We start from the raw sequence: 1,813 nt of genomic DNA, 5'->3' as shown, positions 1-1,813 counted from the left end.
GTACGGGTTCGACGTGGTCGAGTTCGCCGACACGGTGCTGGGCATGCCGTTGGACCCGTGGGAGCGGTGGCTGGTGATCCACGCCGGCGAGCTACTGCCCGACGGGCGGCCGCGGTTCCGCAAGGTGCTGGTGATCGTCGCGCGGCAGAACGGCAAGACGCACGTGCTCGTTGTGCTGTCGCTGTTCTGGCTGTTCGTCGAGGCCGTGCCGCTCGTGCTCGGCACCAGCACGAACCTGGGCTACGCGAAGGAGTCCTGGCAGAAGGCCGTCGACCTCGCCGAGAGCCACGAGGAGCTGGCGCCACTGGTCGCGACCGTGCGCAAGGCCGCCGGGGAAGAGGCGTTGGTGACCGCCGAGCGCGCCCGGTACCGCATCGCCGCGGCGAACCGGCGCGGCGGCCGGTCGCTGACGATCCACCGGCTGATCCTCGACGAACTGCGCGAACACGACTCCTGGGACGCGTGGAACGCCGCCTACAACGCGATGAACGCCGTGTCGACGGCACAGGCGTTCGCGATCACCAACCAGGGCGACGCGAGCGCGGTGGTGCTGGAGTCGCTGCGCTCGGCGGCGATCGAGCGCGTGAACGGCGTCGAGCGGATCCGGCCGGACGGCGACCCGCAGCTAGGTCTGTTCGAGTGGAGCGCGCCGCCCGGATCCGAGGCCGACGACCCGCACGCGCTCGCGATGAGCAACCCGAACCTGGGCCGACGGATCGACCTCGACTCGCTGCTGGCCGACGCGCGGCGGGCCAAGGAGAACGGCGGCGACGAGCTGACGCAGTTCGAAACCGAGATCCTGTGCATGCGGGTGCCGAACCTGGATCCGGCAATCGACGGCGAGGCGTGGTCCGCCCCGTTCCCCGCCGGTTGCCTGGACCCGGGCGACCTCGCCGACGTGCGCTCGAACGTCGTGCTCACGTTCGACGTGTCGCTGGACCAGCAACACGCCGCGCTCGTCGCCGCCGCGCGGACCCCGGACGGGCGGGTCCGCGTCGAGCCGGTGCAGGCGTGGACCGACCTCGCCGCGTTCCGCCGCGAGCTGCCCGCGCTCGTGCGCAAGATCAAGCCGCGCAAGCTCGGATGGTTCCCGACCGGTCCGGCGGCCGCCGTGGCGGCCGAGCTGGTGAAGCGGAAGGGCTGGCCGCCGGCGGGGGTCGAGCTGGAAGAGATCCGTAGCGACGTGCCGGTGGTGTGCATGGGCTTCGCCGAGCAGGTCACCTCGCGGCAGATCGCTCACTCCGGCGACCCGCTGCTAGACGCGCAGGTGGAGGCCGCGGAGCGGCAGATGCGCGGCGACGCGTGGGTGTTCATCCGGCGCGGGGCGGTGCACGTCAATGCCGTGTACGCCGCGGCGGGCGCGGTGCACCTCGCGCGGACGTTGCCGGCGCCCGTCGGCAAACCGCGGATCGTTCGGCCGCGGAGGAAGCGGGGCGACGACACGCAGGCCGCCGCGTAACACATGAACAGCTGATCATCTGTGCAGGTGTTCATGTATCGTCGCGCTCGTGGGATGGCTGCGCACGCTGCTGAGATGGTCCGAGGCGCCCGGCTCGCCGAGCGCGCCCGAGCCGTCGGTGACGTTCTCCCACGACCTGCCCACCCCGGTAGACACGCTGGTCTCGGGGGCCTCGAAGTTCTCGAACACGCCGGTGACGCGGGCGCTCGCGCTGTCCGTCCCGGCCGTGCTGCGCGGCCGCAACCTGCTCTGCTCGATCGCCACGCTGCCGCTCGTCACCCGCGACAAGGACCGCATGCTCGTCCGGTCGCCGCTGCTGGAGCAGATCGACCCGAACGTGGCGAACGTCGTCAC

At 71.6% G+C, this 1,813-nt stretch carries 2 protein-coding genes; both read left to right on the top strand.

Going from position 1 to position 1,813, the window contains the following annotated elements; all coding sequences use genetic code 11:
* The coding region (locus FPZ41_RS46330; protein ID WP_228023468.1) for a hypothetical protein at window positions 1–1,459 on the top strand (1,459 nt) is incomplete at its 5' end.
* Window positions 1,460–1,508: 49 nt separating this feature from the next.
* The coding region (locus FPZ41_RS46325; RefSeq protein WP_152870883.1) for a hypothetical protein at window positions 1,509–1,813 on the top strand (305 nt) is incomplete at its 3' end.

It is taken from the genome of Streptomyces acidicola, from assembly GCF_009377235.1.
GTDB classification, from domain to species: domain Bacteria; phylum Actinomycetota; class Actinomycetes; order Streptomycetales; family Streptomycetaceae; genus Streptomyces; species Streptomyces acidicola.
This window is presented reverse-complemented; position numbering and strand designations above follow the sequence as displayed.